Source organism: Deinococcus phoenicis (assembly GCF_000599865.1).
GTDB classification, from domain to species: domain Bacteria; phylum Deinococcota; class Deinococci; order Deinococcales; family Deinococcaceae; genus Deinococcus; species Deinococcus phoenicis.
In genome coordinates, this window is sequence record NZ_JHAC01000044.1 from 13,405 (window position 1) to 36,276 (window position 22,872).

The following is a 22,872-nucleotide window of genomic DNA, read 5'->3' on the forward strand; positions in this document are numbered from 1 at the left end:
GCCGGGTTGCCCCGGGCCTCCCGCCCGGAGCGGCTTACCGGATGTCCCAGTCCTCGGCGTGGTCGTCGTAGCGGCCACCGCCGGGCGCGGGCGTCCACACGAAGTTCACCAGGTTCTTGCTGGCCCCGCCAAACCGCTTGGCGACCCACAGCGTGTCCCAGGGCAATTGGGCGTTGCTGGCCTTGCACAGGTCCTGGTAGATGGTGGCGCGCCTGGCCGGGCTGGTTTCCGCCTGGCCCGCCTCGAAGGCCTTGTCGATGGCCGGGATGTTCACGCGCATGCGGTTGGTGCCGTTGGGCGGCGTGAAGTCCGAGTGCAGGTTGGCATACATCACGTCGGGGTCGGGGCCGTTGGCGCTGCCCGCGTATACCAGGTCGAAGGTGGGCTTGGCCTTGTCGGTCGTCTGGCCGAAGGTGGGCGCGTCCACGAAACGGGGCGTGACCTTCATGCCGACCTGCGCCAGCATCTGCTGGATGGTCACCAGCACGTCCTTGCTGAGCTGGTCGCCGTAGTAGGTCAGCAGCTCGACATTCTCGTTCGGGTTCCACTTTGCGGCCTGGAGCAGTTGCCGCGCCTTGGCGGGGTCGTACCCATAGGCGTTCAGGCCCTTGGGAACATATTTGGCGTTCGTGACCACGCAGCCCGCGAGTTCCGCCCCGCCGCCGTAGAGCTGCTTGACGATGGTCGCGCGGTCGATGGCGTACATCACGGCCTGCCGGATGCGGGGATCCTTGAAGCGCGGGTCGGTGCCGTTGAAGCCGATGTAGTTCACCACCTGCGACGGCCCGGCGATGATGGTCGCGTTGTTGCCCACCGTCTTGGTGTCGTCCAGGCTGAGGTACGTGAAGTGGATGTCGCCGGACTTGAGGGCCAGCACGGCGGCGGCGGGTTCCTTGAAGTAGCGGTTGACCAGTCGGTCCACCTTCGGCCTGCCCCGGTAGTAGCCCGGGTTGGCCTTGAGTTCCACGTACTGGTCGGGCACGTACTTGCTCCACATGAAAGGGCCGGTGCCGACGGGGTTCGTGCGCCACCACGCCGAGTTCCGCAGTTCCTTGGCCGGAATCTTCGCCAGCTCATGCTGCGGCAGGATCATGAAGTTGGTCAGGCCGTCGAGCAGCGCCGCATTCGGCTTGCTGAGGGTCAGGATCACCGTGCGGTCGTTGGGCGTCTGGACGTTTTTGATGTTGGCGAACTTGGAGGCGAAGGGGCTGCCCGAGTCGGGATTCATCGCCAGATCGATGGAGAACTTCACGTCCCTGGACGTAAAGGGCTGGCCGTCGTGCCACTTCACGCCCGGGCGCAGCACGAAGGTGTACTTCTTGCCGCCGTCCGCGACCGTCCACGACGACGCCAGGTCCCCGCTGATCTTCTTGAAGTTCACGTCGTACAGGACCAGCGTGCCGAAGTACTTGTTCAGCCAGGTGAAGCCCGCCGAGTTGGTCAGAGGATTGAAGGCCTGCGGGGCGCCACCGGGGCCGACATCAAAAGCGCCGGTGATGACCTTGTCGGCGGCGGCCGTGCCGAGCGAGGCGCAGGCGAGGGTCAGGCCAAGCAGAGAACGTTTCAGCATAGAACTCTCCTTCAAGAAGTGGGGGTCTGGGCCGGGGGCGGGAGGATATCGGTGACGGTGGGCGGGGTTTCCAGTTCGGGTCCCAGCCGCTCGCGAATCTGCTGGAAGTGGGCGTGCATCGCCTCGGTGATGCGGTGAGGGTCCCCGGCCCGCAGGGCGTTCAGGATGGCGAGGTGGTCTTGCGCGGTCTGCTCCAGGTTCCAGTGGGTGACGTTCGCGCTGCCGTGCAGGCGGCGAAACACTTCCCAGAACAGTTCGACCAGCCGGTTCAGAAAGGGATTCTGGAGCGGCCCGTAGAGGGCCAGGTGAAACTCGCGGTCCTCGTCCTCGAAGGTCTCGCCGGCCTGGGCCTTCTGGAGCATCTGCCGGGCCAGCCGTTCGAGATGGTCGAGTTGCTCGGGGGTCGCCCGGTGGGCCACCATGCCGATCAGCCCTTCTTCGAGTGCGGTGCGCACCTGCAGGAGGTCCCGCAGGGACTTGCCACCCACGGCAAAGGAGTAGGGCAGGTTCTCGAAGATGCTGTCGAACGTAAAGGCCTTGACGTAGATGCCCTCGCCCTGCCGGGCTTCCAGAATCCCGACCGCCTCCAGGCTCTTGACGCCCTCGCGCAGGGAAAGGCGGCTCATGCCCATGTCGCGGGCCAGCTGCGTCTCGGGGGGCAGCAGGTCGCCGGGCTTGAGATGGTGTTCTTCGATATAGCGCTTGATGGCAATCTGCGCCTGTCGGTACGCCGGAACTCGAGCGGCCATTTCGCCTCCTTCATATCAGATGTCTGATAAGGAAGCATAGGGAGCTGTAGAGCTGGCGTCAAGGGGGAGAGGTGGGATTGCACCTATGCGCTCTACGGGGACGCGCCGGATGGGCGAGAGGAAGCCGCTGCTCTGCTCCCGCCCATCAGATGTCTGATAGATTACCCGCCACTTTAATCCCATCAGGAGGTTTCCTTGCTTCCCTTCAGCCCCACCGATCCCCAGCTCGAACCCGCCCTGGCGCTGGTCGAGCCGCTGCCGTTCACCCTCGCGGGGCTGTCCGCCCGACGGGCCGAACAGTTGCGCCGCTACCGGACACAGGCCCCCCTGCCCCGCCCGGACATCCAGACTGAAGAACATCCGCTCCCCTGTCCGGACGGGGAGGGCGAACTTTCGCTCAAGCTGTACCGGCCTGCCGACGTGCCCGGGGTGCTGCCCGCAATGCTCTGGTTCCACGGCGGGGGCTATGTGGGCGGCACGGTGGTGATGGACGACGCCCTCTGCGAGGACCTGGCCCGCGACGTGCGGTGCGTGGTGGTGTCCGCCGAATACCGCCTCGCACCCGAGAACCCCTACCCGGCGGCCCTGGAGGATGCGTTCGCGGCCCTTGGCTGGGTCGCGGCCCAGGCCAGGGCACTGGGGATCGATCCCGGCCGGATCGCTATCGGCGGGGCGAGTGCCGGGGCGGGGCTGGCGGCCTCGCTGGCCCTCCTGACGCGGGACCGGGGCGGCCCCAGGCCCTGCCTCCAGCTGCTGAGCTATCCCATGCTGGACCGGGACACCTCCCGCGACCCGGCGCTGGTCTCGGGGGTGGGCGAACATCCCCTCTGGCCGCACCACCACAACCGCCTGGCCTGGCAGGCGTACACCGGCCATCTCGCGGACCCCGCAGACGCGCCCTATGCCTCACCGGTCCACGTCCCCGACCTCACGGCCCTGCCCCCGGCCTGGGTCGGTGTGGGGGACCTGGACCTCTTCTACGCCGAGAACCGGCACTATGCCGCGCGCCTGGCCCGGGCCGGCGTGCCCACCGTGTTCCGGTGTTACCCGGGGGCCTACCACGGCTTCGACCGGCTGGTTCCCGGGGCGGACCTCTCACGGCAATTCGAACACGAGCGCAATGCCGCCTTGCGCGGGGCGCTGCATCCTCGGGCGTGAACCACGGACCTGCCCTGCACGGGCCACAGCCGACCTGTCTTGACAGAAAATGTCGGGCCAGCTACGATCGGTCTCACTTTCAAATCAGATGTCAGATATCTAATATCTGGTGTCGAGGCGTTTCTGGGGGCTGGCGCGTCCCGCGTCAGGGTCCAGCAAGGAGAACCATGTACAGAACAGGTCTTGCCTTTGCCCTCCTCGCCGCTGCCACTCTGGGTTCAGCGCAGGCCCAGACGCAGGTCTACCCGGATCTGCCCACCCCCATCAAGAACGGGACCGGCACGCTGATCGGCCAGACCATTTACGTGGGTCTGGGCACGGCGGGCAACGCGTGGTTTGCCCTGGACCTCTCGCAGCCCGTGCGGCAATGGGTGCCCATCGCCCCCTTTCCCGACATGCCGCGCGATCAGGCGGTCAGTGCTGCGGTGGACGGCAAGCTCTACGTGTTCGGGGGCATCGGCAAGGCCACGCCGGCGGCCACGACGGCGGTCTTCAATCAGGTCTTCGTCTACGACCCGGCAAAGAATGCCTGGAGCCAGCTGCCCACCCGCGCGCCCCGGGACATCGCGGGCGGCGTGGCCGTCAGCCAGGGCGGCGCGGTGCTGATGTTCGGCGGCGTGAACAGGAACATCTTCGACGGCTACTTCAGGGACCTGGCCGCCAGCGAGGGCAACAAGGCGGAGCAGGACCAGGTCAGCCGCGCCTACTTCGACCAGCGCCCCCAGGACTACTTCCTGGGCCGCGAGGTGATGAGCTTTGCGCCCGCCGACAACCGCTGGAAACAGGTGGACATCCTGCCCTTCGGGGGCACCGCCGGTTCGGCGCTGGTGGCGCGCGGCAACACGCTGACCCTGCTGAACGGCGAGATCAAGCCCGGCGTGCGGACCCCCGCCGTGCGCCAGGGTCAGGTGGGTCCGTCGGGCCTCACCTGGCGCTCGCTGCCCGACCTGGTCGGCCCGGCGGCGGGTGAAGCCCAGGAGGGGCTGGCCGGGGCCTACGCCGGCTACAGCCACGGCACGCTGCTGGTGACGGGCGGGGCCAACTTTCCCGGCGCGCGGGCCAAGCTCGCCGGCGGCGTGAACTACGCCCACGAGGGCCTGACCAAGACCTGGCGTAAGGACGTGTACGCCCTGGTCGGCGGGCAGTGGAAGAACGTCGGGGCATTGCCCCAGGCGCAGGGCTACGGCCTGGCCGTGCCATACGGCGATGAGGTGATTCTGGTGGGCGGCGAGTTGCAGGGAGGCCAGGCGACCCCGCAGGTGATGTCGCTGGAGTGGCAGGGGGACACCCTCAAGATCAGGGACTGACGCGGGCGCTTGCTTTCTCGACGTGGACGGTTGTGGGGAGCCGTCCGCGTTGCCTTTCTGCCCTGGATCTGCCCGGGAGGCCGAGCGGACCGGACAGGGCCGGTACCGGGTGAGAGCGGCGGCCTGACTGCCGGCGTCAGCCCAGGTAGGCCGCGTCCCCCGCACAGGCCCGGCAGAGCACCCGGCCCTGCTCGCTGAGTTCGCGCCCGTTGATGACCTCTTCCTGACACGCCTCACAGATCACCCGTTTGCCGGGCAGGCTGATCAGGGCCGTCAGGTCGAGGGTCAGTTCGGCCGGTGTGACGCTGAACAGAGCCTCGTCGGGAAGCGTGCGGTAGGCGGCGTGATAAGCGTCCCAGCGCCGCTCGCCGTGGGCGCGGGCATCCCGCACGCGCTGTCGCAGGTCTACCTGTGGGGCCAGCCGCACGGCCTGGCGGGTCTTCACATCCACAAAGGTGGCCGCGACCCGCCCATAGTCCAGCAGGCGCAGCGTTCGCCGTCCCAGCCAGCAGCCGCTCGCCACCGAGACGCCGTCGGCAAAGCAGCCGTCGGTCTCGATCAGGACCATCACCCGTTTGTCGCTGCGGGGAAAGGGCAGGCCCAGGACCTGTCCGGCCAGCAGGCCCATTCTCACGCCGAGAATCTGGCGGGGACAGAGGTGGCCGTGCAGGGCCGCGCTTTGCTGGAGCAGGGGTTCGAGGGAGTCGGGGAGGCCGGGGGCCGCAGGCAGAGTCAGGGTCATGGGAGGTCCTCGGGAAAGGGAAAAGAAGGCTCAGGCGGTGGGGGCAGACGGCCCGGCGGGTCCCTCGATCTGTCCGCTGAGGGAGGGCGCGGCGCGGTGCAGCATGGCGGTGATGGTGGCCTGCATCCAGACCAGCGCGACCAGCGTGATCAGGAACACCACGAAGAAGGTGGTCTGCGGAAAGCCGAAGATCGTCCGGGTCGCGGCGAAGAGCGGCGGCAGAAAGAAGCCGCCCAGGCCGCCGAGCGTGCCCACCAGCCCGCCGACCGCGCCCACGTCGCGGGGGAAGTATTCGGGAATGTGCTTGAACACGGCGGCCTTGCCGACGCCCATCGCCACCCCGACCAGGAACAGCAGGGCCGTGAAGGGCCAGAGGGTCATCGTGAAGGGCAGCACTTCGCGCGGGGTGACGCTGCCGTCCGCGCCGGGAACATTCAGGACGATGTGGCCGCTGGGCATACTCAGGATCAGCAGGCACAGCAGCATCAGCCCGAACGCGCCGTACATCGCGCGGCGTGCCCCGAAGCGGTCCGAGAGGGAGCCGCCCAGTGGGCGCAGCAGGCTGGCCGGAAAGATGAACAGCGCGGTCAGCAGCGCGGCCTGATACAGCGGCAGCCCGAACACGTCCACGTAGTACTTGGGCAGCCACGCCGAGAGCGCCACATACGCCCCGAAAAACACCACGTAATACAGCCCGAAGCGCCACACACGCGGATTGCGCAGCGGAGCCAGCATCTCGCGCAGCGGACGGCCCTGGCCGGGGGTGCGGTCCTGACGGGGGGCCAGCAGAAGGGTCAGCAGCCCCATGCCCACCAGCAGCACGCCGTACAGAAAGGGCACCGCCCGCCAGCCCCCGGGAATCAGGCCGCCCAGCAGCCCCGCCGCCGGAAAGCTGGCGATCAGGGCCGGGCCGATGAACTTGGTGACGCTGGCACCCACGTTGCCCGCGCCGAAGGTGCCCAGCGCCGCGCCCTGCTGCCCGCGCGGAAACCACACGCTGTTCCAGGCCACGCCCACCGAGAAGCTGTTTCCGGCAAAGCCCACCAGAAAGGCGTACACCAGCAGGGCGGGGTAGCTCCCGGCATAGGCGACCAGAAAAGCCGGAATGGCCGTCAGCAGCAGCATGGCGCTGAAAACCCGGCGGCCCCCCAGGCGGTCGGTCAGGATGCCGGCGGGCAGTCGCCACAGCGAGCCGTTCAGGATGGCGATAGCGGTCAGCCACGACAGTTGCAGGTCGGACAGGCCGAATTCCTGCCGGATGGGCAGGCCCAGGATGCCGAACATCAGCCAGACGGCAAACATCAGCGTGAAGCCGGCCGTGGAGAGGGCCAGCACCCGCTGGCGGCCTCGCGGCGGTTCCGGGCGTTCGGTGGGGGTCGGGGTGGACATGTCGGGAACCTCCGTGGCCCGGGGTGCGCGGGCCTGGGCACAGGAGGCCACGCGGCACTTACAAGGCGTTAACAAGCGGCGTGTTAGTGGGTTGTAAGTGCCCGCCGCCAGACTCCGCGCATGGCAGACACTCTCCCCGCGCCGCATGGTCGGCCACAGTTCGTGATGACGCTGTGGCGCGGCCCGCAGGGCACCTGGCAGGGCCGCCTCAAGTCGCTGCGAGACGGCGAGGAACGCCTGGTCGCCGACCTGCGCGAACTCCTGGCGGTGCTGGGGACGGCCTCTGCCGGAAAGGACGACCATGCTCAAACCTAGTGGGGCGGCGCTGCCCCCCCGGCACGACCCCGACCCCGTGATGGTGCCCGTGATGGACGTGACGCTGGACCGGCGCGGGCTGATCGCCGGGGTGGTGTTCTCGCTGCTGCTCACGCTGGCCGTGTACCTGGGGTCGCAGCGCTTCCACGGCTTCGACGGGGCGCTGGCCGGGTACTGCTTCGCCACGGTCTTCGCGCTGTTCGGGGTGGTGTACCGCTACGCGGTGTGGCTCCAGCGCCCCGCCACCCGGGTGTACTGGAAACGCGGCTGGGAGCTGTTCTGGCAGCCGGGCCAGCGCCTGCGCAACACCCTGCTCTTTTTCAAGATGGGCTGGGAAAAGATGCTGGAGCAGCGCTTTATCCGCAAACGCTCGCGGGACCGCTGGCTGGCCCACCAGCTGATTTTCTGGGGCTGCGTGATCGCCATCCTGATCACCTTCCCGCTCACGTTCGGCTGGCTGCGGTTCGAGAGCGACTTTACCCACCCCAGCAACTACCTGGTGGTGCTGTTCGGGCAGCGGCTGGAGTTCTTCACCTTTCCGGCGCGCGGCGTGATCGGCTGGCTCTTCATGCACGGGCTGAACATCGCGGCGGTGCTGTGCCTGGCGGGCATCTCGCTCGCGGTAGGCCGCCGCGTGAAGGACGAGGCCGAGATCAGCACCCAGCGGTTCGACAACGACATCATGCCGCTGGTGCTGCTGTTCGCCGTCTCGGTGACGGGGATGATGCTGACCGTCTCCAACATGTTCCTGGAGGGTAAGTTCTACTACTGGATCACGACCACCCACGCCGTGACCGTGATGCTGTGGCTGCTGTACCTGCCCTTCGGGAAGTTCTTCCACATCTTCCAGCGCATCGCCAACGTCGGCGTGTGGTTTTACAAGGCTGCTGGGGCGAACGGCCCCCAGGCCGAGTGCGCCCGCTGCGGCGAGGCGTACACGTCCGCCATGCAGCGCGAGGACCTGAAAGCCATCCTGCCCGACCTGGGCTTCGACTACCGCAACAACGAGCAGGCGGTGGACAACTGGCAGAACCTCTGCCCCGGTTGCCGCCGCAAGCTGATGACCCTCAACCAGTTCCGGGTCACCGGCAAGGAGTTCATGTAATGGCCAGGCCGCCCCTTTCGCGCGAAGAGTTTCTCCAGGAATTCGGCCCCACGCTGCACTACGCCCCGCCCGGCGGCTTCCGCACCGTGGACGACGACGCGGCGCTGGTGGACACCCACTGCTGCTTTTGCGGCCAGCAGTGCGGCATCCGCCTGAAGGTCAAGGACAACGCGGTGGTCGGCTTCGAGCCGAGGTACGAGTTTCCCTTCAACAAGGGCAAACTCTGCCCCAAGGGCATCAAGCGCTATCTCCAGGGCAGCCACCCCGACCGCCTGCTGCATCCCATGCGCCGCACGCCGGACGGCTACGAGCGCGTCACCTGGGACGAGGCGCTCTCGGAAACCGTGAGCAAGATCAGGGAGATTCAGGCCAAATACGGCAAGGACAGCTTCGCCATGCTCTCGGGCGTGAGCCTCACCAACGAGAAGAGTTACCTGGTGGGCAAGTTCGCGCGCGTGGCCCTGCAAACCGCCAACCTCGACTACAACGGCCGCCTGTGCATGGTGTCGGCGGGGGCCGGGAACAAGAAAGCCTACGGCATCGACCGCGCCAGCAACGCCTGGGACGACATTCCCAGGGCCAAGGTCATCTTTGCGATCGGCACCAACATCGCCGAGTGCTTTCCGATCACCACCGACTACATCTGGCGGGCGCGGGACGCGGGCGCACGGCTGATCTACGCCGACCCGCGCATGGTGCCGATGGCCCGCACCGCCGACCTCTTCCTGCCGCTGCGGATCGGCTCGGACAGCGCCCTGCTGATGGGCATGCTGCACGTGATTATCCGCGACGGCCTGACCGACGAGGCGTTTATCCAGGCGCACACCGTGGGCTTTGACGACGTGCGCGCGGCGGTCAGCCACGCGACGCCCGAATGGGCCGCCGAGATCACCGGGGTGCCCGCCGAAAAGATCGAGCTGGCCGCCCGCTGGTACGGCGAGGCCGAGACGGGCTTTATCCTGCACGCGCGGGGCCTGGAGCACCAGACCAAGGGCGTGGAGAACGTGATGTCCTGCGCGAACCTGGCGCTCGCCACCGGCAAGATCGGGCGCGAGGGCTGCGGCCACTCCACCATCACCGGGCAGGGCAACGGCCAGGGCGGGCGCGAACACGGGCACAAGTGCGACCAGCTTCCCGGCAACCGCGACATCACCAACCCCGAACACCGCCGCTACATCTGCGACGTGTGGGGCCTGCCCGAAGAGGAACTGCCCGGCAAGGGCCTGACCGCCCAGGAAATCCTGAACGCCATTCACGCAGGCGAGATCAAGGGCCTGCTCTCCATCTGCTTTAACCCGCTGGTATCGCTGCCCGACGCGAACTTCAACCGCGAGGCGCTGAACAAACTCGAACACTACAGCGTGATCGATTTTTTCCTCTCGGAAACCGCCGAACACGCCGACATCGTGCTGCCCGGCAGCCTGCACGAGGAAGACGAGGGCACCTCCACCAGCGGCGAGGGCCGCGTGATCAAGATCAACGCGCCCGTCACGCCGCCCGGCGAGGCCCGCCGCGACTGGGAAATCCTGCTGGACATCGCGCAGCGGCTGGGACGCGGCAGGTACTTTCAGTACGGCAGCACCCAGGAGATTTTCAACGAGCTGCGCCTGGCGTCACGCGGCGGAACGGCGGACTACAGCGGCATCACCTGGGAAAAGGTGGTGAACAACCAGGGCGTGTTCTGGCCCTGCCCGCAGGTCACCGAGCGCGGCAACACCACCATGCACATCGAGGAACTCGACAGCGTTCACCCCGGCACGCCCCGGCTGTTCGAGGGCGGGCAGTTCTACTTCCCCGATGGGCGGGCGCGCTTCAACGTGGTCAAGTGGCGCGAGAGTGCCGAGGTCGTGGACGACGAGTACCCGGTGTGGTTCACGACGGGCCGGGTGGTCAGCCAGTACCTCAGCGGCACCCAGACCCGCCGCATCGGGCCGCTGGTCGACCAGTTTCCGCACCCCAAGCTGGAGCTTCACCCCCGCCTGGCGCGGCAGCTGGGCATCCAGACCGACGACTGGGTCACGGTGACCAGTCGGCGCGGCCAGGTGACCATCCAGGCCAACGTGGTGAACACCATCCGCCCCGACACCGTGTTCATGGCCTACCACTGGGGCGGGCGCCAGAGCGCGAACCTGCTCACGCAGCGCGCGCTGGACCCCATCTCCAAGATTCCCGAGTTCAAGGTGTCCACCTGCCAGGTGCGCCTCGCCACCCCCGAGGAGATCGTGGAGGGGGAAAACGCCCGGCGGCTGAGCGCCGTGACCGAGAAGAACCTCCCGGCGGGCTACGGCCTGAACGCCAGAAGACAGGAGCTGCGAAGGTGAGCGAGATGCGCTTTTTTGTGGACCCGGTCCGCTGCATCGGCTGCAAGGCGTGTATGCAGGGGTGCAGCGAGTGCGCCACCCACCGGGGCAAGAGCATGATTCACCTCGAATACATCGAGCGCGGCACGAGTACCCAGACCGCCCCGATGGTCTGTATGCACTGCGACCTGCCCACCTGCGCCGCCGTGTGTCCCGCCGACGCCATCAAGCGCACCGAGGACGGCATCGTGCAGTCCAGTCAGGCCCCGCGCTGCATCGGCTGCTCGAACTGCGTGAATGCCTGCCCCTTCGGCGTGCCGCGCTACTACCCCGAAATCGACCAGATGCTCAAGTGCGACATGTGCTACGACCGGACCTCGCTGGGCAAGAAACCCATGTGCGCCAGCGTCTGCCCCAGCGAGGCCCTGTTCTACGGCACCCTGGAAGAGTTCCAGTCGCGGCGGCAGGGCACGCCCAGCAACACCTTTCAGTTCGGCGCGCAGACCATCACCACCAAGGTCTTTCTGGTGCTGCCCGCAGGCGACGTCGGCCTGAACATGGATGTGCTCTCGCATATGGACGCCCGCTTCGAGCCGGACGCCTTCGACCACCTGGACCCCTTTGCCCACCTCGAACCGCTGCCGATGGGAGAGCACCTGTGACCCCCAAGCCTGCAACGCCTGCCCAGAAAGACCGTCTCGAAGACCCCCGCCCCAGGCAGCCGCACTGGAAAACCGATTTCAGCGTGGACTGGGACGCCACTGACTACGTCTCGCGGCGCGAGTTCACCCGGTTCCTGGGGCTGTCGAGCGCGGGGCTGGCCGCCGGGACCACACTGGTCGCGGTGGCGGGCAGCCTGCCCCGGCAAACGCCGCAGGCCCCCCGGGTCCGGCTGGGCCGCGTGGAGGACTTTCCGCCCGGCACCTCCCAGGCCTTTGAGTACCCGCAAAAGGGCCAGTTCTCGCTGCTGGTGCGCCACGACGACGGCACCTTCAGCGCCTTTGGGCAGAAGTGCCCGCACCTGGGCTGCGCGGTGTACTACGCCCCGCACAGCCGCAAGCTGGAATGCCCCTGCCACGAGGGCTTCTTCAATGCCCGGACCGGGGACGTGATCTCGGGGCCGCCCCAGCGCGGGCTGAACCGGGTCGAACTCGAACTGCGGGACGGCGAGGTCTGGGCCGTGGGGGGAGGTGGGCATTGACCGGCCCCGGCAAGCCCCGTTATGCGCAGCGCAGCCTGATCGTGGGCATCGTCCTCGCGTTCATCCTGATTCTCTGGAGCATCCAGCTGTTCATCCTGATGACCAGCCTCGACGCCTACCTGGGGCACGAGCGCGCCCTGCTGTGGCCCGCCGCGCTGTCCAGCCTGCTGCTGGCGGCCCTGACGCTCGGCCTGGTGAGGCTCATTCCGCGCGAGCCGCGCGAGTAAAAGGAAAGGTTCATGACCACCACCCCGTCCAAATCCCGCTCCTCCAGCTGGCTGCCGAGCTGGGCACCCAACGATCCCGCCTTCTGGGAAGCCGGAGGCAAGGCCCGCGCCTGGCGGACGCTGGCCGTGACCACCTTCGCGCTTACGCTGGCCTTTGCCACCTGGTTCATGGTGAGCGCCATCGTGGTGCGGCTCAACGGCATCGGCTTCAACCTCAGCAAGAGCCAGCTGTTCTGGCTGACCGCCATGCCGGGCCTCGCGGCGGGCCTGCTGCGGCTGGTCCACATGTTCCTGATTCCGATGTACGGTTCCCGCCACACGCTGACGCTGGCGACCCTCAGCCTGCTGATTCCCGCCGTCGGCTGGGGCGTGGCGGTCCAGAATCCCCAGACGCCCTTCTGGGTGCTGATGCTGCTGGCCTTCGCGGCGGGTCTGGGCGGCGGGAACTTCAGTTCCTTTATGCCCTCGACCAACCTGTTTTTCCCCAAGCACATGCAGGGCACGGCGCTGGGTATTCAGGCGGGCATCGGCAACTTCGGGGTGTCGCTGACGCAGTTCCTGACGCCCTGGGTGGTGGGCGTGAATCTGTTCTGGTTCGTGCCCGGCGGTTATCAGGCCTGGACCTGGGCCAACAAGACCCAGGACATCTGGCTGCAAAACGCCTCCTGGGTGTATATCCCCTGGCTGCTGCTGGCCGCCCTGCTGACCTGGCTGCTGATTCGCAGCGTGCCCGTCAAGGCCAACTTCGGGCAGCAGTTCGCCATCTTCCGCGACAAGCACACCTGGGTGATGACCAGCATCTACATGATGACCTTCGGCGCGTTCAGTGGTCTGGCGGCGGCCTTTCCGCTGCTGATCAAGGAGCTGTACGGCGGCTTCGAGAATCCGCCCCTGCCCCTGAAGTTCGCCTTTTACGGTCCCCTGATCGGCTCGGCGGTGCGCGTGCTGTTCGGCATGGTCGCGGACCGGACGGGCGGCGCGGTCCTGACCACCATCAGCGCCCTCGGAATGGGGCTGGGGGCCGTCGCCGTGACCTTTTTTGTCACGCCCACCAGCCTGGACTCCTTCCCCTTTTTCGTGGCGGCAATGCTGGCCATCTTCCTGTTCAGCGGCATCGGGAATGCCAGCACCTTCCGGCAGATGCCGATCATCTTCAATCCGCCCCAGAGCGCGGGCGTGATCGGCTGGACGGCAGCCATCGCGGCGTTCGGCCCCTTCATCGTGAGCATGCTGATCAGCGCCAACCTGGCGGCCAGCGGGAACGTGAAGGCCTTTTTCTTCGGCCTGGCGGTGTTCTGCGCCCTCAACCTGGCCCTGAACTGGTACTTCTACGGGCGCAGGGGAGCCGAAAAACCCAGCTAGGAAACCTGCAATGGGGGCGGGAGAGACTCCGGTTTCCCCGCCCTCTCGCTGGTGGTCAGTGGCCTGCCTCGGTGGTCTGGTCGCCGCTGTCGGTTTCAGCCCCGGCCGGGCCACGTTGCGTGGGTTGTGGCGTGTCGGCCTCGGGGGACTCGCCCGGCCCAGGACCGAAAGGATCAGGGCGAACGTGCTCGCCCGGAGGGGGAGACTGCGGCCTGTCGTCGTTGCGCTGGGTCATGGCCGAGTTTCCCTGATGCGGGTGAGCCGTGGGCGGGCGGCAGGGTAAAGACCACTTTAGGAAGGACCGGGGGCCACCGCCCAGACAGGACGGGTCATACTGGACCACATGCCTGCTGACGTGCTGGACACCGTGAGCTGGACAGCCGCGACCCTCAGCCGTGATCCCCGGCAACTGTTCCACGTGCTGCGGGTGCTGCTGGCCGACCTGACGCGGGCCACCGGGATGGACGTGGCGGAACTCTTTCTGGCCGATCCGCAGCAGACCACCCTCTTTCTGAGCGGGTACGCCGGACCCGACCACCGCGCCTTTTTTAAGCGCACGGTCTTCCGGTTCGGGGACGGGTTTCCGGGCCGGGCGGCGCAGACCCGCGAGCCGCAGGTGAGTCTGGCGCTCGGCAGGGACGCCCGGTTTCTGCGCGAAGAGGTCACGGCGCTGGGGTATCAGGTCTTTGTCAGTGTGCCCCTGACGCTGCCCCACGCCGTGATCGGGGTGCTGAATCTGGCCGCGCACGATGCAGGGCAGCTCACGCGGGCGCAGCACACGCTGGAACGGGTGGCCCCGCTGCTGGCCGCCAGCCTGTACGCCGTGCTGACCTCGCTGGGCGAGCGGGCGCTGGAGCGGGTGCAGGAGGGCGCGACGCCGGGCGAACGGGCGCTGGGGCTGCTGGAAGAGAACCTGCACGCCACCTCGGCCCTGCGCGCGGCCCTGCATCCCCGGCAGGGCGAGGTGACCGAGACGCACCCGGGCCAGATCCGCCCCTGCCCCGGTCCCGAGCGTTGCCCGGCGCTGCACGGGCTGGTGCAGGTGTCCGGGCATCCGCAACTGCACTGCGCCCTCCAGCCCGACGACGTGCGGACCATCTGCCTGCCGGTCTGGCAGGGCGGGCAGGTCAGCGGCGTGGAAACCGTGCAGTTTCCCCGCAGCCTGCCCGAAGGCGTGATGACCGAGGCGGCGGCGCCCCTGCTGTGGATGACCCGCCTGGCCGCCGGTGCCCTGGACCTGGGCACCGCGCCCCCCGGGCCGCCCGCCGCGCCGTGGCTGGACCTCGAAACCCTGGGGGCCTTCCGGGTGCGCCGTCAGGGGCAGGTGCTGTCTCCCCGCGATTTCAAGCGGCGGCAGGCTTACGCCCTGCTCAAGCTGCTGGTGACCCGCTGGGGCCGCCCGGTGTCGGTCGAGGAACTCTGCGACGCGCTGTGGCCGGGCGAGGAGGTCAGCGGCCGCGTCCTGGCGCGCCTGCACGTCACCCTGAACGCCCTGCGGCAGGTGCTGGAGCCGCCGGGCAGTGCCGAGGCCCAGGTGCTGCTGCGCGACGGGAATACCTACCGCTTCGCCCCCCTGCTGCCCTACCGCCTGGACGTTCAGGAGTTCGAATTGCTGGTGCAGCGGGGCGACACGCAAGCGGGTGCGGAAGCCGTCGCCACCTACCAGCAGGCCCTGCGGCTGTACCGGGGCGACTTTCTGGAAGACGACCTTTTTACCGACTGGTACGCCCTCGAACGCGACTACCTGCGTGAACTCGCCCTGCGTGCCCTGTTCCGCAGCGCCGAGCTGCAAACGTCCGGAGGGCAGTGGCAGGATGCCCAGGCCACCTACTCGCGCATTCTCACCATCGACCCCAACCGGTTTGAGGCGTACGAGGCCTTGATCCGGCTCCTGTTGCGGCGCGGCCAGGTGGCCGACGCGCAGGTTTCCTGGGAACGCTACCGGCTGGCCTACGGCGGCCCCCCACCGACCTTCCCCCGCCCTTCCGGGCAGCCCGGCGCCCGGCAGGCGGCCACTCCGGAGGATGCCCCGGACGGTCACGGGTGAAGTTCCGGGACGCTGTGAAGTTCCGGCCGCACAGCGTCCCGGCGGCGGCCTCACCTGGAACAGTTCAGCCGCACCCGGAAGCTGGGAGCCGGGGTGGTGTAGGCCACGTGGCCCTCCTTCAGGTAGCCCGCCGTCATCTTCTGGGGATTGAGAGTGATGACCAGTTTTGCCGCCGCCGGGACGCTGGAGGCGGGCGCGCGGTAGTCCTGCACATGGAACTTGAGCTGGTACGTGATGCCGCCTGCCTGCGTCACCGTGTTGTAGATAAGCGGTTCTTCCGCTGCCCGCTCCTGAAAGAAGAAGGTGTTGCCGTCCGCCCCGACCAGCTCAATGGCTTCCAGGCCGGTGTCCTGAAGGTTGGTTTTGGTCGCGGTGCCGTTCCTGAGTTCGATGGTGACTCCCCAGCCGGGTCCGTGCCCGGCCTCCGCGCCGATCCGCTCGACCTTCCTGACCGTCAGGCGCCAGACGCCGTTGAAGAGGGTTTCACCGATGCAACCCTCCAGCGCGGTGCGCTGGTTGGCCCCGCCGGGCGTGGTGGCCGGTGGCGTGCCCGTGCCCAGCGTCAGCGTAGTGCCCTTCAGGCTGCTGGGAATGCCCAGCAATTGCAGCGCCGAGAGCGGCACATACGTCTGACCTTTCACGACGATGGCCTGGGCCGGGGCCACCTGGCCGTTCACCACCAGCGAATAGCTCTGGGCGGCGGCCAGCGTGGGAAGAGCGAGGGCAAGGAGGGCGAGGACGTGCCCTTTGAGATATGACACTTTCAGGTGCGACATGGGTTCTCCTGGGTGGGTTTCTGCGCGGCCCACGGCGGCGAGGGCGGCGATCAAGGCAGGGTCAGCGGGCCAGCTCGCACAGCGAGAGGTGGGGGCCGGGGTTCAGGACCACCGAGGCCAGCACGCGCCGTCCTCCCCGGGCCGGACCTTCAGCGCGGTGGTCCAGTACAGCAGCTCAGAGCGGGTGCAGCGGCCCAGGGTCCAGGCCAGGGCACCCCTGTTCATCTGGGCGGTTTCAGCGGCGTAGCCTGGCCCGCCGGTGATGCGGCGCGGCGCGTCAGACAACTTCAGGCCCAGCAGCAGCGAGCGAGGCGCGGGTTCCGAGGGGGTTTGCCCGGCCAGGGTGACGCCGCAAGAGGCGGCCAGCAGGGAGGCCGTCAGGAGCCGGAGGACGGGGGACATGGAGCCTCCTTTGCGTGCAGGAGGGGCGAGTGCCGAACCGCTCACCCTTCCCGCACGCCTGCTACTGCGGCAGAATCCCGGTGCTGGCCTGCCCGGTGAAGGTCTTCACCCAGGTCCAGGGCAGGTACACATAGCCCTGGTCGCCCCAGCAATCGCCCCAGGAGTTCTTGACGATGAAGTAGCCGTAGTCGTCAGCGATAGGCGCGCCCGGCAGCGTCTTGCGGAGGTTCTGGCTGGAGATGAAGCCCGTCACGGTCATCACGTGGGTGAGTTGGAAGTCCGGTTTGCCGTTCGGCAGTTTGCCCATGCTCTTGTTGGGCGCGTAGCCGTTGGCGTCGGGGGCCACGTAGCGCATGTCCAGCGTCAGCGTGGTGGCGTGGCCCAGCACCGAGCGCAGCAGCAGGATCACCATGCTCTGATCCTTGTCATCCTGGTTCCAGAAATCCGTGGGCGACCTCATCCGGTAGCCGCTGCCCGCGCCGGTGTTGGGCAGGCTCCTCAGCAGGTAAATCCGGCCGCCCACCGTCACGGTGAACCAGTTGCCCTGGTCGTTGGTGTCCGAGCACGCGCCGTAATTCACCGCCCCGTCCCGGTAGCCGTCGCAGGAGTGCGTGTAGGTCTGGGTGTTCTTGGGCACCACGCGGCTGAGGCTCTTGTTGTACTGCCAGCCCGATTCATAGGCGAAGACGTAGTTCGCCGCACTCGCCTTCTGCGCGATAAAGAGGGGATCGCCGCCCTCACCGAAGGCGCGCGGTGCCCAGTCCATGAAGCGGTGACCGACGTAAGCCTGCTCGGAGAGGTTGACCTCCTTGTGATCGCGCCGCGCAATCTCGGCTTCCAGGGCGGCGACGGTGGCGAAGGCCCAGCAGGTGCCGCGCTGCCCCTGATCCTTGACGGTGGTGGTCAGGGCCTTCAGCGGCCAGTCGAAGTTCTGGTAGATGCCCCCGGCGGCGGGCGGCTCGCAGGCCCCCTTCTGGGTGCGGTCGAGCTGGTCTTTCGATCCGGTTTCCCCATTGGCCGGGTCGAGCAGGTAACTGATGTTGTAGATCGAGTCGCGGTACTCGTTGATGACCTCGCCCGCGTGCCGGTTCAGGACCAGCAGCCGCTCGGCGCTGTAGCTCTTCACCTCGTCCGGGGCAGGCAAGCCGAACTGCTGAACGCTGTTGTTGAGCTTTTTCAGTGTGATGTCCAGATCGGCGTAAAGCTGGCTGTAGAGACTGTACTGGTTGGCCTGGCTGGGGAAGGTCCGCGCGTGGTTTGCCAGCACGGCGCGGCCAAAGGCATTGCCCATCAGCATGATCGTCTTGGGACCGCCCGCCGTCGGCACGCTCACCAGGCGGTCGCCGTCGGCGTTGATCGCGTCCGCCGCCGGGGGATCAAGCAGCGAACTGAACTCCGGGTGCGCCGCGATGTACGTCCGGGCATCCGCGTCGTCCTGGGCGTCCTGCCGCTCCTGGGCCGCCTTTTCGTTGGCGAGGTCCTGGGCGGTGATGACCTTGCCGCCGTTCTTGACGGCCTCCATGAATTGGGCGGGCGTGACCGGCTCGCTGCCGGGGGGCACGGCCGCGCCGAACTCGGGCTGGGCTTTAAAGAAGGCGGTCTGGGCCGGGTCGTCGCCCCCCGCAGGGCCAGACGAGCCGCAGGCAGCCAGACCGAGGGTCAGCAGGAGCAGGAGGGGATGCAGCTTGGACATGAGGTTCTCCTTTGTTCTCGTCAGCTCGGGGAGGTTGGGGCGGGCGCCGGGTCAGGCCGGCCCGGGCTTCAGGCTGTGCGTGAGGTCGGTCCCGCAGCGCACGCAGAAGCGGGCATAGGGCGAGGTGATGGGCGCGCCGCACCGTGGGCAGGCGCCGAGCAGTTCCGTGCCGTCGTTGACGCAGTACCGCTCGCCTGAACGGCTGGGCACGGCGCGGGCGCAGCGGGGACAGAGCCGGTAGGTCAGGCCCGGTGATGTGATGGGAAGATCATCCATGCGGCTTCCTTGCCCCTGGCTCAGGTGTCGTTGTGGGCAGCGGGGAACGGTTCACGGCGTCCCGCCGCCCGGGGCCGCTCTACCAGCTGGCTCTGATTCCAGAACATCCGGGCAAACCCCCATGGGGTCTTGTGTCGCCGCCGGCCGGGAGGTTCCTCTTCTCGCTTTCCCAGCCGAACGGACGGTCGGTCAGAACGGACTCGCTTGAGCAAGCCTGCCCCCCCCGGGAGGACGCCTGCCCGCTTCGCTCGCCCCGCGTCTTCGACTCACCTGGAGTCGGGATCAGTCGAGCCGCACCGACTCGGGCACCAGCCGCCACAGCTGGCAAGCGCCGTCCGCATACGTCGAACCGGGATTCAGGCCCAGAGTGGGCGTGCAGTTCACCGCGTCCAGATACTGGTTGTTGATCTTCAGTTGCAGCCGGTAGTAGCCGTCGCCGTTGGGCACGAGCTTCCAGAGCTGGCAGGCCCCGCCCGCATACGTCGAGCCGGGATTCAGGCCGATGGGTGCCGAGCAGTGGTCGGCGTCCAGATACTGCCTGTTGTACTTGAGTTGCAGCCGGTAATAGCCGCCGCCCGCTGGGACGAGCCGCCACAGTTCGCACGCGCCGCCCGCGAAGGTCGAACCGGGATTGAGCGTGACGGGCGAGGCGCAGTGGTCGGCGTCCAGATACTGCCCGTCCGATTTGAGTTGCAGGCGGTAATAGCGCGGAGCCTGGGCCGCCGCGCCCGACACCAGCAGGCCGGCGGCGCAGAACAGCAACATCTTGGCGAACATGGTGTTCCCCCTGTCCCTGATGGTGACCGCAGCGGAAAGTGCAGGGACGGCCCTCTTTCCAGGGGAGCGGTGCGGGCGGACGCCGGGCCGACCTGTCTTCCGGGGTGGCCGGTGTCCCGGCCCTCCTCGTGCCTACAGGGTGAGCTGCCCCCGGTTATGCGGCGGTCAGGAAAAGGGGAGAGTGCGCCGCCGCATTCACCCTCTGGGGCACCAGCCGCGTGGCCTGTGGTGGTCCCTGCACAGCTTCCCGGATTCAGGCCCCGACGTGGCCTTGCAGAAAAGTCGTCCACTCTTCGGGCAGGCGTTCGCCGACTTCCAGCAGGCGTTGGCGGGCCGCGTGGTAGAAGCGGCCCAGGCTGCGGTGGTTGCCGGCGGCCCGCAGGGCGTTCAGGGTGAGTGCCAGGGCCGCGAGGTCGTAGGGATTGGCCTCGCACAGCAGGCGGCCCAGGCGTGCGGCCTCGGCGGGCTGATCTGCGCTGAGGGCCTGGGCGCGGGTGCCCAGCGCGCCATACAGCGTGTCCGTGATCAGGCCGTCCGAGGCCGGTTCCTCGCCCGCCAGGTAAGGGCCGCGCCACAGGGCCGTGTCCCCGGTCTTCAGGAAGGTCTCGGCGTCGGATTCCAGGTCGCCCAGCGCGTAGCCGTCCCCGGTGGTCCGGATGACGCCCGCCCCCAGCGCCGCGCGGGTCTGGTGCACCAGTTCCTTGAGGGCCGCCGCCGCCTGATCCTCCCCGGCGTGCGGATACAGCGCGTCCATCAGCGCTGGCCGGGACACGTCCGGCCGGCCCCGCAGGCGGCCCCCGAGCAGGCCGGCGAGCAGTTCGCGGCGCTTGCGGCCCCGGACCGCCGCGCACGCGCCGGGTGGGCCACAACGCATCTCGCCCAGCACTTCCAGACGCAGGTGTGCCGGGGAAGCCTGGGGCCGTGCGCTGCCCGGAGGGGTGCCCTGGCCTGCGGCCTCCCCCAGGCCCGGGAAGTAGCGCCGGGTCACCTGCGCCAGGTTCTTCATTCCCGCCTGCTCGAACCAGGCCAGGCGCTCGGCGGCGCGCTGGCGGCGGCCCGAGAGCCGGTCTGCCTCCAGCCCGACCTCCTGCGCGGCGTCCACGATGCCCTGGGCCAGCAAGGCCGCCTCGGTGGCCTCGAACGCCCGCAACGCCTCGTCCGGCTGACCGGCGGCCTCCAGCGCAAAGGCCAGCGCGAACCGCGCCATGCCGCTTGGTCCGGGTGCGTTCAGCTGGGTCGCCAGGGTCAGCGCCTCCTGGGCCAGCCGCTGGCCTTCCCCGGCGCCGGCAAAACAGGATTCGGCGGTGGAGGCGTAGCACAGCGCCCAGGCCAGCTTGCCGGGCAGGGCCAGTTGCCGGGCGTGCGCCAGGGCCGCGCGGGCATGCCGGAGCGAGAGCAGGCCCCCGTGCGGCGGTGCCCAGTGCCGGTACAGCACGCTCAGGCGGTACTCGCACTCGATGAGGTGTTCGGACGGGCCGAGCCGGGCCAGAAAGTCGCGCGATTCCAGCAGCAGTTCCTCGGCCTCCTCGTACCGGGCCAGGTCCAGGTAGGCGTCGGCCAGGGCCACCTGCGTGCGGGTGGCCTGCAGCAACTGCCCCTGCGCCCGGTACAGCCGCAGGCTCTCTCCCAGGTCGGCCAGCCGCGCCCGGGACTGCCCGAGTTCGCCCAGCGCCATCGCCCGGTTGCTCAGATACACCGCCTCCAGGTGGGTCAGCCCGGCGGCGCGGGCCTGTTCGAGGGCCTGCGCGTAAAACTGTGCCGCGCCCTCAAAATCGTTCTGGTTGTAGCGCACGATCCCCAGCACATTGATCAGGTCGCAGCGGGTCGGCGCGTCCAGGTCAGGCTGGGCCAGCGCGCCGCCCGCCAGGCTCGCCGCCTGCCCCAGCCGCGCGGAGTGGGCCGAGGCAAAAGCCACGGCGTAGACCACCCCGGGGTCCGGTTGCCGGTGCAGTTCAGGGTGGGCCTGCCACAGCTCCAGCACGCCGCCGTGGTGCCGGGCGGCTCCCCGCAGCCGGATCAGGCGCGACCACCAAGCCCGGCCCGTCCTTTCTTCGGCGGGGAGGCCTTGCAGACAGGCCTCGGCTTCGGCCAGCCTCCCCTGACCGGCCAGCAGTTCGGCATACAGGCCCGCCGCCCCAGCCTGCTGCGGGGCCAGGTGATGGGCCAGTTCGGCCAGGCGCAGCGCTTCGGGCAGATCGGCTTCCCGCAGCCCCCGCGCCGCCCGCAAGGCCAGGTGGACCTGCTCGGGACCGCTGGCGTGCTGCGCCGCCCGGGCCAGCAGACGGGCGCTGTGGGGTCCATCTCCATCTCCAGCCCCGGCCGCCTCCGCCGCCTGGAGGAACAGCGCGGCGGCCTCGCGCGGCTCCAGCTGCGCCTCGTCGATCAGGTGGGCCGCTCTTTGTGGGTCGTGCCGGAAAACGGTGATGGCCTGCCGGGCCAGGGCCTGACGCTGCTCCGGGCGCAGCTGTTTCCGGGCCACTTCCCGGTAAAGCGGATGGGCGAACCCTCCCGGTGCCAGCACGCCCCGGCGCTGCAATTCCAGGCGGGCCTCGGCCAGAAGCTGGGGTGTCAGCGCCGTGATGGCGGTCAGCCGCGCGTCGTCGACTCCGGGGGGGAGGAGGGCCAGCGCCGCCATCAGCCGACCTGCCGCGCCCGCTGCGCCCACCCCTTCCAGAATCTGCTCGATGATGGCCTCCACCGTGACCGGCAGCGGCTCATCCCCGGGCGCCCGCCAGCGCCAGCGGTCCCCGCTGTTCCAGAGGTGGCCCTGCCGGGCCAGCAGCCGGAAGTATTCCAGCGTGAAGAGGGGATTGCCGCGCGCCCGCTCGAACACCCAGGCGGCGGCGCCCGGCGGCAGCTCGGCCCCGGCCTCGGCGTCCAGCAGGGCGGCTGCGGCCCGGGGCGAGAGCCGTTCCAGGGCCACCACGCTGTCCCCCTCGGGCCAGGTGTCCGGCGGGGGCAGGCGGCTGGTGACCAGCAATCCGGCCCCGCGCGTCCGGGCCACGGCGGCGGCGAGTTGTCCGGTCAGCTCCAATCGGGCTGCGTCCGCCCCGTGCAGGTCTTCGAGGTGCAGCACGAAGGGCGCGAGCTGGGCCAGCAGGGCCGCCAGGATGTCGGCTGCCGGCGCGGCGACGGCCCGGCCCTCCTGAACCCCCTCCAGCGCGATCTGGGTCCAGACCCGCAGGCGCGCGGGGCGCGGCAGGGCGCGCACCAGCTCGGCCAGCGGCAGCGTCGCCGCCAGGGTCAGGCTGCGGCAGGGGGCCTCGCGCAGCAGCGCCCGACTGGCATGGGTCTTGCCGATGCCCGCCTCTCCCCACAGCCAGGCGGCCAGACCGACCCGGCGCGCGGGTAAGGCGCGCAGCCGCTGACCCAGCACGGCCATGGTGCTGCTCATAGCTAACGTTCAGCATAGGCGCGGGGTGGTCTCACCATTTGACCCGGTACAACTGCCGCACGGAAGCCCACACCGTCCGCAG

The 22,872-nt window shown here is 68.7% G+C and carries 21 protein-coding genes; 10 read left to right on the top strand and 11 right to left on the bottom strand.

From position 1 onward, the window contains the following. Positions 1 to 34 precede the first annotated feature (34 nt). Both DEIPH_RS13340 and DEIPH_RS13345 read right to left on the bottom strand, forming a co-directional pair. The gene (locus DEIPH_RS13340) at positions 35 to 1,570 is read right to left on the bottom strand and encodes an ABC transporter substrate-binding protein (protein WP_034358952.1); all 1,536 of its coding nucleotides are present in this window, start codon (positions 1,568 to 1,570) and stop codon (positions 35 to 37) included. Between the two features lie 11 nt (positions 1,571 to 1,581). Continuing rightward, the gene (locus DEIPH_RS13345) at positions 1,582 to 2,319 is read right to left on the bottom strand and encodes a FadR/GntR family transcriptional regulator (protein WP_034358954.1); all 738 of its coding nucleotides are present in this window, start codon (positions 2,317 to 2,319) and stop codon (positions 1,582 to 1,584) included. A 195-nt stretch (positions 2,320 to 2,514) separates the two neighbouring features. Between DEIPH_RS13345 and DEIPH_RS13350 the strand changes: the two genes are divergently transcribed. After that, the gene (locus tag DEIPH_RS13350) at positions 2,515 to 3,477 is read left to right on the top strand and encodes an alpha/beta hydrolase (protein ID WP_034358955.1); all 963 of its coding nucleotides are present in this window, start codon (positions 2,515 to 2,517) and stop codon (positions 3,475 to 3,477) included. A 167-nt stretch (positions 3,478 to 3,644) separates the two neighbouring features. Then, a complete protein-coding gene (locus DEIPH_RS13355) occupies positions 3,645 to 4,784 on the top strand; it encodes an N-acetylneuraminate epimerase (protein ID WP_034358956.1) in 1,140 nt (379 codons plus the stop codon). Between the two features lie 136 nt (positions 4,785 to 4,920). Here DEIPH_RS13355 and DEIPH_RS13360 read toward each other — a convergent pair whose 3' ends face one another. Beyond that, positions 4,921 to 5,526, bottom strand: a complete 606-nt coding sequence (locus DEIPH_RS13360; RefSeq protein ID WP_034358957.1) for an FmdE family protein — start codon at positions 5,524 to 5,526, stop codon at positions 4,921 to 4,923. Positions 5,527 to 5,556: 30 nt separating this feature from the next. Continuing rightward, positions 5,557 to 6,915, bottom strand: a complete 1,359-nt coding sequence (locus tag DEIPH_RS13365) for an MFS transporter (protein ID WP_034358958.1) — start codon at positions 6,913 to 6,915, stop codon at positions 5,557 to 5,559. A 120-nt stretch (positions 6,916 to 7,035) separates the two neighbouring features. Here DEIPH_RS13365 and DEIPH_RS19890 point away from each other — a divergent pair, with 120 nt between their 5' ends. The 7 genes from DEIPH_RS19890 to DEIPH_RS13390 are packed head-to-tail and all read left to right on the top strand — an operon-like array spanning position 7,036 to position 13,425. Then, positions 7,036 to 7,230, top strand: coding sequence for a hypothetical protein (locus DEIPH_RS19890; protein WP_152544941.1), 195 nt, complete (start codon positions 7,036 to 7,038; stop codon positions 7,228 to 7,230). Then, a complete protein-coding gene (locus tag DEIPH_RS13370) occupies positions 7,217 to 8,335 on the top strand; it encodes an MFS transporter (RefSeq protein ID WP_152544942.1) in 1,119 nt (372 codons plus the stop codon). The genes DEIPH_RS19890 and DEIPH_RS13370 overlap by 14 nt, the downstream gene beginning before the upstream one ends. After that, positions 8,335 to 10,656, top strand: coding sequence for a molybdopterin oxidoreductase family protein (locus DEIPH_RS13375; protein WP_051517379.1), 2,322 nt, complete (start codon positions 8,335 to 8,337; stop codon positions 10,654 to 10,656). The genes DEIPH_RS13370 and DEIPH_RS13375 overlap by 1 nt, the downstream gene beginning before the upstream one ends. Positions 10,657 to 10,661: 5 nt before the next feature. Beyond that, positions 10,662 to 11,297, top strand: coding sequence for a 4Fe-4S dicluster domain-containing protein (locus tag DEIPH_RS18860; RefSeq protein ID WP_081790926.1), 636 nt, complete (start codon positions 10,662 to 10,664; stop codon positions 11,295 to 11,297). After that, positions 11,294 to 11,836, top strand: a complete 543-nt coding sequence (locus tag DEIPH_RS13380) for a Rieske (2Fe-2S) protein (RefSeq protein ID WP_051517380.1) — start codon at positions 11,294 to 11,296, stop codon at positions 11,834 to 11,836. The genes DEIPH_RS18860 and DEIPH_RS13380 overlap by 4 nt, the downstream gene beginning before the upstream one ends. Continuing rightward, positions 11,833 to 12,063 carry a DUF6755 family protein gene (locus tag DEIPH_RS13385; protein WP_034358960.1) on the top strand — a complete coding sequence of 77 codons (231 nt, stop codon included), beginning with the start codon at positions 11,833 to 11,835 and terminating at the stop codon, positions 12,061 to 12,063. Before DEIPH_RS13380 ends, DEIPH_RS13385 begins: the two co-directional genes overlap by 4 nt. 12 nt (positions 12,064 to 12,075) lie before the next feature. After that, on the top strand, positions 12,076 to 13,425 hold the full coding sequence (locus tag DEIPH_RS13390) for an MFS transporter (RefSeq protein WP_034358965.1): 1,350 nt from the start codon (positions 12,076 to 12,078) through the stop codon (positions 13,423 to 13,425). A 55-nt stretch (positions 13,426 to 13,480) separates the two neighbouring features. On the opposite strand, the gene DEIPH_RS19895 is transcribed toward DEIPH_RS13390, so the two are convergent. Then, positions 13,481 to 13,660: a hypothetical protein gene (locus tag DEIPH_RS19895; protein ID WP_152544943.1), complete on the bottom strand. Its 180-nt coding sequence runs from the start codon at positions 13,658 to 13,660 to the stop codon at positions 13,481 to 13,483. 108 nt (positions 13,661 to 13,768) lie between these two features. On the opposite strand from DEIPH_RS19895, the gene DEIPH_RS13395 reads away from it, so the two are divergent. Next, positions 13,769 to 15,472 carry a BTAD domain-containing putative transcriptional regulator gene (locus DEIPH_RS13395; RefSeq protein WP_051517381.1) on the top strand — a complete coding sequence of 568 codons (1,704 nt, stop codon included), beginning with the start codon at positions 13,769 to 13,771 and terminating at the stop codon, positions 15,470 to 15,472. Positions 15,473 to 15,522: 50 nt separating this feature from the next. On the opposite strand, the gene DEIPH_RS18865 is transcribed toward DEIPH_RS13395, so the two are convergent. The 6 genes from DEIPH_RS18865 to DEIPH_RS13425 form a co-directional block, all read right to left on the bottom strand. After that, a complete protein-coding gene (locus DEIPH_RS18865) occupies positions 15,523 to 16,248 on the bottom strand; it encodes a hypothetical protein (RefSeq protein ID WP_235183251.1) in 726 nt (241 codons plus the stop codon). A 102-nt stretch (positions 16,249 to 16,350) separates the two neighbouring features. Further along, positions 16,351 to 16,650: a hypothetical protein gene (locus tag DEIPH_RS13405; RefSeq protein ID WP_034358966.1), complete on the bottom strand. Its 300-nt coding sequence runs from the start codon at positions 16,648 to 16,650 to the stop codon at positions 16,351 to 16,353. 61 nt (positions 16,651 to 16,711) lie between these two features. Continuing rightward, the gene (locus DEIPH_RS13410; protein WP_034358968.1) at positions 16,712 to 18,343 is read right to left on the bottom strand and encodes a C1 family peptidase; all 1,632 of its coding nucleotides are present in this window, start codon (positions 18,341 to 18,343) and stop codon (positions 16,712 to 16,714) included. A 51-nt stretch (positions 18,344 to 18,394) separates the two neighbouring features. Continuing rightward, positions 18,395 to 18,619 carry a zinc ribbon domain-containing protein gene (locus DEIPH_RS13415; RefSeq protein ID WP_034358970.1) on the bottom strand — a complete coding sequence of 75 codons (225 nt, stop codon included), beginning with the start codon at positions 18,617 to 18,619 and terminating at the stop codon, positions 18,395 to 18,397. Positions 18,620 to 18,901: 282 nt separating this feature from the next. Continuing rightward, positions 18,902 to 19,396 (bottom strand): RICIN domain-containing protein, encoded by a 495-nt coding sequence (locus DEIPH_RS13420; protein WP_034358971.1) that lies wholly within the window; start codon positions 19,394 to 19,396, stop codon positions 18,902 to 18,904. Positions 19,397 to 19,649: 253 nt separating this feature from the next. Then, positions 19,650 to 22,790 (bottom strand): tetratricopeptide repeat protein, encoded by a 3,141-nt coding sequence (locus tag DEIPH_RS13425; RefSeq protein WP_034358973.1) that lies wholly within the window; start codon positions 22,788 to 22,790, stop codon positions 19,650 to 19,652. Positions 22,791 to 22,872 lie beyond the last annotated feature (82 nt).

Coding starts and splice junctions, on each gene's coding strand:
- DEIPH_RS13340 (WP_034358952.1), bottom strand. CDS start 1,570: ATGCTGAAACGTTCTCTGCTTGGCCTGACCCTCGCCTGCGCCTCGCTC.
- DEIPH_RS13345 (WP_034358954.1), bottom strand. CDS start 2,319: ATGGCCGCTCGAGTTCCGGCGTACCGACAGGCGCAGATTGCCATCAAG.
- DEIPH_RS13355 (WP_034358956.1), top strand. CDS start 3,645: ATGTACAGAACAGGTCTTGCCTTTGCCCTCCTCGCCGCTGCCACTCTG.
- DEIPH_RS13360 (WP_034358957.1), bottom strand. CDS start 5,526: ATGACCCTGACTCTGCCTGCGGCCCCCGGCCTCCCCGACTCCCTCGAA.
- DEIPH_RS13365 (WP_034358958.1), bottom strand. CDS start 6,915: ATGTCCACCCCGACCCCCACCGAACGCCCGGAACCGCCGCGAGGCCGC.
- DEIPH_RS19890 (WP_152544941.1), top strand. CDS start 7,036: ATGGCAGACACTCTCCCCGCGCCGCATGGTCGGCCACAGTTCGTGATG.
- DEIPH_RS13370 (WP_152544942.1), top strand. CDS start 7,217: ATGCTCAAACCTAGTGGGGCGGCGCTGCCCCCCCGGCACGACCCCGAC.
- DEIPH_RS13375 (WP_051517379.1), top strand. CDS start 8,335: ATGGCCAGGCCGCCCCTTTCGCGCGAAGAGTTTCTCCAGGAATTCGGC.
- DEIPH_RS18860 (WP_081790926.1), top strand. CDS start 10,662: ATGCGCTTTTTTGTGGACCCGGTCCGCTGCATCGGCTGCAAGGCGTGT.
- DEIPH_RS13390 (WP_034358965.1), top strand. CDS start 12,076: ATGACCACCACCCCGTCCAAATCCCGCTCCTCCAGCTGGCTGCCGAGC.
- DEIPH_RS19895 (WP_152544943.1), bottom strand. CDS start 13,660: ATGACCCAGCGCAACGACGACAGGCCGCAGTCTCCCCCTCCGGGCGAG.
- DEIPH_RS13395 (WP_051517381.1), top strand. CDS start 13,769: ATGCCTGCTGACGTGCTGGACACCGTGAGCTGGACAGCCGCGACCCTC.
- DEIPH_RS18865 (WP_235183251.1), bottom strand. CDS start 16,248: ATGTCGCACCTGAAAGTGTCATATCTCAAAGGGCACGTCCTCGCCCTC.
- DEIPH_RS13405 (WP_034358966.1), bottom strand. CDS start 16,650: ATGTCCCCCGTCCTCCGGCTCCTGACGGCCTCCCTGCTGGCCGCCTCT.
- DEIPH_RS13410 (WP_034358968.1), bottom strand. CDS start 18,343: ATGTCCAAGCTGCATCCCCTCCTGCTCCTGCTGACCCTCGGTCTGGCT.
- DEIPH_RS13415 (WP_034358970.1), bottom strand. CDS start 18,619: ATGGATGATCTTCCCATCACATCACCGGGCCTGACCTACCGGCTCTGT.
- DEIPH_RS13420 (WP_034358971.1), bottom strand. CDS start 19,396: ATGTTCGCCAAGATGTTGCTGTTCTGCGCCGCCGGCCTGCTGGTGTCG.
- DEIPH_RS13425 (WP_034358973.1), bottom strand. CDS start 22,790: ATGAGCAGCACCATGGCCGTGCTGGGTCAGCGGCTGCGCGCCTTACCC.